Annotated in this window: 8 protein-coding genes; all 8 read right to left on the reverse strand. The window is 30.5% G+C overall.

Annotation, left to right across the window (positions count from 1 at the left end; genetic code table 11):
• Positions 1-185: 185 nt before the first annotated feature.
• Positions 186-1,076: a tetratricopeptide repeat protein gene (locus Q0997_RS19860; RefSeq protein WP_299892377.1), complete on the reverse strand. Its 891-nt coding sequence runs from the start codon at positions 1,074-1,076 to the stop codon at positions 186-188.
• 211 nt (positions 1,077-1,287) lie between these two features.
• Positions 1,288-1,695 carry a hypothetical protein gene (locus tag Q0997_RS19865; RefSeq protein ID WP_299892380.1) on the reverse strand — a complete coding sequence of 136 codons (408 nt, stop codon included), beginning with the start codon at positions 1,693-1,695 and terminating at the stop codon, positions 1,288-1,290.
• Positions 1,696-1,751: 56 nt separating this feature from the next.
• Positions 1,752-2,468 carry a hypothetical protein gene (locus Q0997_RS19870; protein WP_299892382.1) on the reverse strand — a complete coding sequence of 239 codons (717 nt, stop codon included), beginning with the start codon at positions 2,466-2,468 and terminating at the stop codon, positions 1,752-1,754.
• 136 nt (positions 2,469-2,604) lie between these two features.
• Entirely contained in the window at positions 2,605-4,263 is a 1,659-nt protein-coding gene (locus Q0997_RS19875; RefSeq protein WP_299892385.1) for a hypothetical protein, read from the reverse strand.
• Between the two features lie 5 nt (positions 4,264-4,268).
• Positions 4,269-4,733, reverse strand: coding sequence for a hypothetical protein (locus Q0997_RS19880; protein ID WP_299892388.1), 465 nt, complete (start codon positions 4,731-4,733; stop codon positions 4,269-4,271).
• Positions 4,734-4,892: 159 nt separating this feature from the next.
• The gene (locus Q0997_RS19885; protein ID WP_299892391.1) at positions 4,893-5,804 is read right to left on the reverse strand and encodes a hypothetical protein; all 912 of its coding nucleotides are present in this window, start codon (positions 5,802-5,804) and stop codon (positions 4,893-4,895) included.
• Between the two features lie 230 nt (positions 5,805-6,034).
• Positions 6,035-6,295 carry a hypothetical protein gene (locus Q0997_RS19890; protein ID WP_299892393.1) on the reverse strand — a complete coding sequence of 87 codons (261 nt, stop codon included), beginning with the start codon at positions 6,293-6,295 and terminating at the stop codon, positions 6,035-6,037.
• On the reverse strand, positions 6,292-6,783 hold the full coding sequence (locus tag Q0997_RS19895) for a hypothetical protein (RefSeq protein WP_299892394.1): 492 nt from the start codon (positions 6,781-6,783) through the stop codon (positions 6,292-6,294). The genes Q0997_RS19890 and Q0997_RS19895 overlap by 4 nt, the downstream gene beginning before the upstream one ends.
• Positions 6,784-6,887 lie beyond the last annotated feature (104 nt).

Below are 6,887 nucleotides of genomic sequence, written 5' to 3' on the forward strand. Positions count from 1 at the left end.
TATTATATCTAAAAGAAGCTAAAAAATGCTTTTCGTTTATGTCAATGGTTTCGGGTTTCATCAAATTGTTGCCAACGTGTTTGTATAAGGTTAGTTGCGTGGTTTAAGTACTAAAGTTAGCAAATGAATCACAGATAGAAAGTCCGCGAGGACTTTTGTAAATAGGCTAGAACTAGCAATTAATTTTATACGGTGTTGGCATTAGTTTTTAATTCTTCCCACTTTGGGTATTTCAATCGCAACTGATTTATTCCGTCTTTATTTCCTGTATTATCATAGATTTGATAGTCACACATTAATTCCCTTCTATTTATATCTGACAACTCTTTATAGTTAGCATATAATGATTCGCTTTGAATAAAGATTGAAGATTTTATTCTACTGTTTATTTGTTTAAAAATAATCCATATTTGGTCGGATTCATAAACTTGGTCTGGCATATAAAACCAATCTGAATATTCGATTTCAATTTCAGTTTTTGATTGCTTAATTATTTCCCATAATTTCAAATACTTTTCATTGTCTCCCAAACAGGCATAAGCATTAGCCTTTCTTTTCAACTCATTAATCTCATTTGAATTTTTAGTTAGTTCTATTACTTCATCGAATTTATTATTTGCTAAAAGTTCAGATAGTTTCCAATTTAGGCTGTCTTTTCTATAAAGAGGTTTTTCATTAATTTTTAATGATTTTTTCACTTCCTTTAATTCCGTAATTAAGTTTTCGTCAGTTGGTTCAAGTAAAATTGCTTTTTCTATATTTTTTATTGCGTTTGAATAATCTCCAATTCTCTCCTGCATATTTCCAATCTCACGATAAGCATATGAGAAATTTGGGTCAAACTCAATAGCCTTTCTATATGATTCAATAGCCTTTAAAGGTGCATCATTAAAATCATAAATATCGCCAATTATATACCAACAGTCAGCGAGTAATTTTTTTTCCGCAATTTTTTCCGCATTTTTAATATTCGGCAAAAGTATATCTCTTAAAAACTCAAACCCTTTTCCGTGTGAGAATGACACTCCATTTTCAGAAATTTCAGTTATAAATTTGATGAGTTCTGTCTGTTTCATTTAATTAATGCCAACGTTAAATATATGGCAAGTTGGGCAGAAAATAAGCAATTACTTTCGGTTTAGCCACAAGCCAAATCTTTTGTATTTTGTTTTAATTTTTCTCTTTTAATACCAAATCAAAAGATTTGGCGACTTAGCAAATAGAGACGAACTTTTCGATTAAACACTAATCGCCCAATTTGCTATATATAGTGTTGTAGCACGTTTTTTATTCGAAATTATTATCAGTCAATATTAGTTTATATTCAACTTCGTCCATTGTAAAAAGTCCACTTTTTAGTATTTTAAACTTCCAGTTTTCTCGGTCAAATATATTCTTATTTAAAATTCCGTTCTCTTTTTTCACAATTATAGTGTCAATTCCTTCAAGAAAATTTAACCCTTTGTCAATCGCAGTTCCGATTTCGCCATACTCCACAATAAGCGATTCCGATTGAGGCCTTAATTTCATCGTTTTAATTGAGTCTTTATCAGATATATTTCTTCTTCCGTATTCTAATATAGATTCAATTTTTATATCAGATTGAGTTCTGTTTTCAACAACGAATTTATTAACAACTCCTGGGTCGCAAGAAGATAATACTATTAAAATTAGAAGCGAGATTATTCTTTTCATTCAGTTTTTCTCAAATGTGCTACAACGTTTAGTGTAAAATGCGTTTTAATGCATTTTTACACAGTGTTAGGCATTGTTTTTATGTCTTTCAAGTTAACTTTTACTATCACTTTTTTGTAATCAACAAGTTTAGAATCATTATCTAATATATCTTGTTCTTCATCGGTTAGTTCATCATAAGGTCTGCCGTCTGATTTTCGAATTTCAATTTCCCTATCCGCGATGAAGTCATTATTCTCGTCCCAACCTTTAATTTCTCCAACATCTTCAATTCTTTTAAGCTCTTTAAAAGGGAGTTTATCAGGGTTTCTGAAGTCATAAAAAACAATATCGTACGGACAAGCCCAATAACACCCTTCAACGGCTAAAACTTGACTATCTTTTGAAAGGATTGTATTTACCCAACAGAAACCGTGTCCGTCAAACCCTGATTCAGGAAAATAATTTTGGGTAATACCTTTGGTCAAGTTCACTACTGTTTGACCCTGATAATCTTCTCCACACAGAAGGTATTCATTTCCGTTGGCGTGCTGAATCCAAGAATACCAAAAATGAGAATAGTTACGTTTCACATCTGCAATAACCTTATCACTTTGACTGTTTTTTATAATTCCTCGTGAATATTCCCAGGTATTCTCTCCTGTTTTGTAAGATGAGATAATCAGATAATAATTACCAGATGGTGAATAAATCTTTTCAGATTCATCAGTTCTATTTTTCGGTTTAAAAAAACCTAAAATTTCGTCTCTCCATTCTTTATATTTACTATTCATCTCAAATAATGCCTAACGTGTTCGTGTATGGTTAGTTGCGTTGGCTAGGACTAAGTTAGTAAACAAAAATGAACCAGAGGAAATTCCGAAGGAATTTCCAAGTAAGCGATAACCAAGCAATTGACTATACACGTTGTTAGCTGCTGGCTTTATAGTATAAAGAACCTAATATAGCTTCAGATTCATTTTTGCAGGTTATTTTATATTCAATAGTAAAGTCTTTTTTTGATTTTATGAATAAATAAGAAGGTAAGCCTATTTTCTCACTAGTATTTAGTTCCTTTATAAAACATTCGATAATCTGTTTATCTGGATTGTCTTTATGATATTGATAATCAAAAGTGTTGTTTAATAGATGTTTATATTTTCTTTTTTGATTTGCTACTTGCTCATATCCAGTTATACCTAAATCGAAGTATGGTGGCATAATGTAATCATCAAAATACTCATTTACTAAACTATTCCCTCTCTGTTTTATATTTGGATAAAGTAGACCATCTTGACTATTCAAATCTTTTAAAGATTTAAGTCTTTTAGGTTTTGGAAAATTTTTATAGTTAGCGATTTTTATGTCTTTTGGGAAAAATAATTGGACTTTTATATCTTCTGAATGAAAGCTTCCAGTATTCTCTAACACAATTGGTAATAGTGAATATTTTGATATCTTTTTCCAACAGTCTAGTAAATCAACTAATATTTCAAGTTTATAACAAAAGTCATCATATAGTTCTTTCTTCTCTTTTTCCTTTTCAAGACCTTTAAGAGTTATTTCATCGCGTCCAAAAGGAAATAAGTGATTTACTACTTTGGTTTCTAACAAAGTGCCGAAATTATAAAACTCTTGGGTTGGCTTAATATCTAGAATACGTTGGCAATTTTTGTCAAGAATGCCTCTTTCATAACTTTCTATTATTACAGATTCGTCCTCATAACCCAAAATACTATACCTTCTAGAAGAAGTGATTAATTTAAAAGGATTATTTGGGTCTTCCTCTTCTTCAAATGTTTTAACGTCAAAATTATATTCAGATAATTTCTTAAATATTTTTTTTAGTTCTTTAATTCTTTTTTTGATTAAACGTGTTTCTCTAATGTCGGAAATAGCTAATTTAGTTACAGTATCTGTAAAATCAATTTCATTATCAAAATAATATTTTAACTCAAATTGAGCTTTGCTAAATGATAGTTGATTAGAATAATTATATTTTAACCATTCGAGCATATTGTTTTCAAACTCTTCTTTGTCAATTGTTTTTCCAGATGTAGAAATTTTAATAATTTGATTAACCATTCCATTTGAAATAAGTTTTTTTGTTGGATAATCAGCGGAAATATTTTGACTAAATAAAAACTTGTCTAAACCTGATATTAATGCTTCTTCTAAAGTGTCAATATTGTTAGGCTCAAAAAAAACTTTTATTTTGTCTTTTATATGATACAGTTCCTCAAATTCAGCAGGAAAGTCACTTACTGTTTTTGAATGAATTGAATTAAAAAATGTCTTTATACTACTAGTAGAATTACCTATTAAGTAAACTATATATGATTGTGCATTATTGTTGTCTAATTTTAAATTTAGAATCCACCTTAAAACATCATTTTTACTAAAATTGTTTATTGAAGATTTGACTTGACAAACATCGACTTGATTTTCTTTAATAGTCCAAATGATGTCAATTTTATCAAGTTCCGTATCAGGTTCAACGCAAATAGATTGCCAATCATTATTCATTGATTTTAAAACAGCAATTAATGATTGAAATAAATATCCTCTAATGCTGTCTTGTCCGCTCATGCTTATTAATCGTTTTCTGGTTCATAGTCTATAAATTGTTCTATTGTGTAACTATCTCGATTAAATTCGATAAGTACACCTAAACCATATTTGTATTCTCCATCTTGATGGACAAAATCTGTAAGTTTAATAACGTCATTTTCTCGAGATTCTGCATTCCACCATCCTTTAAATTCTATAACTAAAGCATTTTGCTCATTGTTTCCTCTGCAATGAAATAAAAAGTCAGGGACAACACCATTCGGTCTTTGAGGTGTCCTTTTTGGTGCATCTCCATTTTTGTTATATTCTAAATCAATATGAAGTTCATCTGAATTTAATGTTTCGTGAAAATATAACCCAAATCTAAAAGATAAGCTTCTTTCCATTCCTCTTCTTTGAACTAGAGAAACGTCATCTTCATAAATTCTATTCAAGACTGAATTTATTGTTTCTGTCAGTTCATCTATTTGGTTTTGGCTTAATTTCAAAATTCCAATGTTTTTCAGCTTGCAGCTAACGTGTTTGTGTATGATTAGTGGCGTGTTTAAGTACCTAATTTAGCAAATAAAAACTGAATAGAAACTCCGCGAGTATTTTCATAAGCAAGCCCGAACTAGCCATTAATTATACACGGTGTTGTATGCAGTTTATATTTTTAGTTCAGGAAATATTTCTATAACTGACATAGATTTTTCTGTGGATTCTTGTACCAGCCATCTCCTTTCGAATTCAGAATGTTCTATTTTTGATAAAAACCATTTTGCTGATATAGTATGATACTTATCAAGTAAGTTTAACACCTGAATCGCTATTGATGGAAATCCATCAATTAGATTCATTCCTTTGCTAAAATATTTGAGGTCTTGATTCTTTTTTGGAGCTCCAGAAGGTCTTCCTGCCCCAAATGCTTCTTCCATAAAATTTTTCGTTCTATCTTTAATTATACTTTCAATAATAGGAAGTAATTCTGGAGTTGATTCTATATCTATGAGTGTAGTGTGCATTCCCACAGCAATTCCATTTTCAACAGATATCGCTCCAAAGTTTGAAGAAAACTCTCCAAAGACTCCAAAATCTTCCGTGTAAGTTTCATCATCTACATGAATAGCTCTGTTTCGTAGAATATTTAATCTCCAAAACAAACTTTTTGAGTCATTGCGCTTTGGAAAAACTTCGTCCAGTTCTTTAGATAACTCTTTTCCTAAATACTTGTCTATGCGGTTCTTAAAGGGAGCTTCTATCAAAGAGGACGAGCTTGAGATAAATGCATCAAACTTAAAGGGTAAATAACTATCATAAGAAATTGCTCCTGTGAAATTTTTGTCTTCAATAACAATATCAGGATAGGATAGTATTTCCCTCAAGGTATATAAAATCCGATTTACATAATAACTATTTCGAGATAATCCTTCAATAAAATCTCTCTTGACCTTGTGCTCTTTAGAGTTATGTTTTTCTCTAATATAAGCTGTTTTGAAACCACTAATGAGGCAAATATCCTGCATTGTAATTCTTTTTACAACTTTTTCAAGTTTAGTCCATTTTTCTATTCTTGCCATTTATTTATTGTGAATCTTAATTGCATACAACGGATTTGTGTATGAAACGTAGCGTGCAAAAAGACACTAACTTTTCGGATTAACACAGAGCCGAATTTTTATATTTTCTTTTTAATTTATCATTTTCTAAAAGCCAAATTTAAAAATTTGGCGGACTTTCTAAATATACACAAACCTTTTGGTTAAGCATTTATTAGCTATGTTTTATACACCGTGTTGTACGCTGGCTTTTATTTCCATTTATTCTCAAACTCTTCTTTTTCTATCGAAAACTCCAGAAACTCAGTCAAATCAAGATTTTGGTAGGTAAGTCCACCAAATTCGTCTTCAATATTTTGGTTGTCATATTTTAGAAGCTTTCCATTCTCGTATGCCTCAATTTGCCTTATGACTTCTCCATTATTATCTGTCTCAAAGTACCAAATGGATTTTCCCCAACTATCATATTGGTCTCCACGTGTTTCATTCCAATTTCGTTTATAGTAATTCATTCATTTAGTTCTTTCCAGCACTTTTGTACTTCTCTTTCAACTTCTTCTTCCAATTTAGGTAATTCATTTAGAATCCAGTTTTGACTTTCTTGAGTCAGATAATTTTTATTTTCAGACAGTTTAAATTCCATTGCGCTTTTGATTAATGGAATTAAAGCTTTTGTTTCTGTATCTCCATTTGCAAAATTGGGTCCGATTAAATAACCTAAAATTTCGTTCTCGTATTTAGGTTGATAATGTAAAATGTGAGTTACAATCGGGAAATAGAAGTAAAAGAAACTATTGGTATTCGATTGATATTGAATCTTATTAAATTCCGAAATCAACAATTCAGATTGCGATTCAGAAGTATTAAAGTCCAATTCGGCAAGTAATTCGTATGTCCTTGTTGCACTGGGTTTAATTTCTCCCATTCTCTTTAAGTCCGAAAATGTTTTCTCAAATTCCGACTTAATTTCTTTATTCTTTATCCAATTTAAAATTCCCAAGAGTTTTAGTTTTTTCAGCTTGCGTACAACGTTTAATGTATGGAAAGTGCGTTTTTGAGTGCGAGGATTTTCCGCAGGAAAATCAGAAGCTAGCAAAAAAGCAC

The organism is uncultured Lacinutrix sp., from assembly GCF_947500325.1.
Taxonomy (GTDB): Bacteria; Bacteroidota; Bacteroidia; order Flavobacteriales; family Flavobacteriaceae; genus Lacinutrix.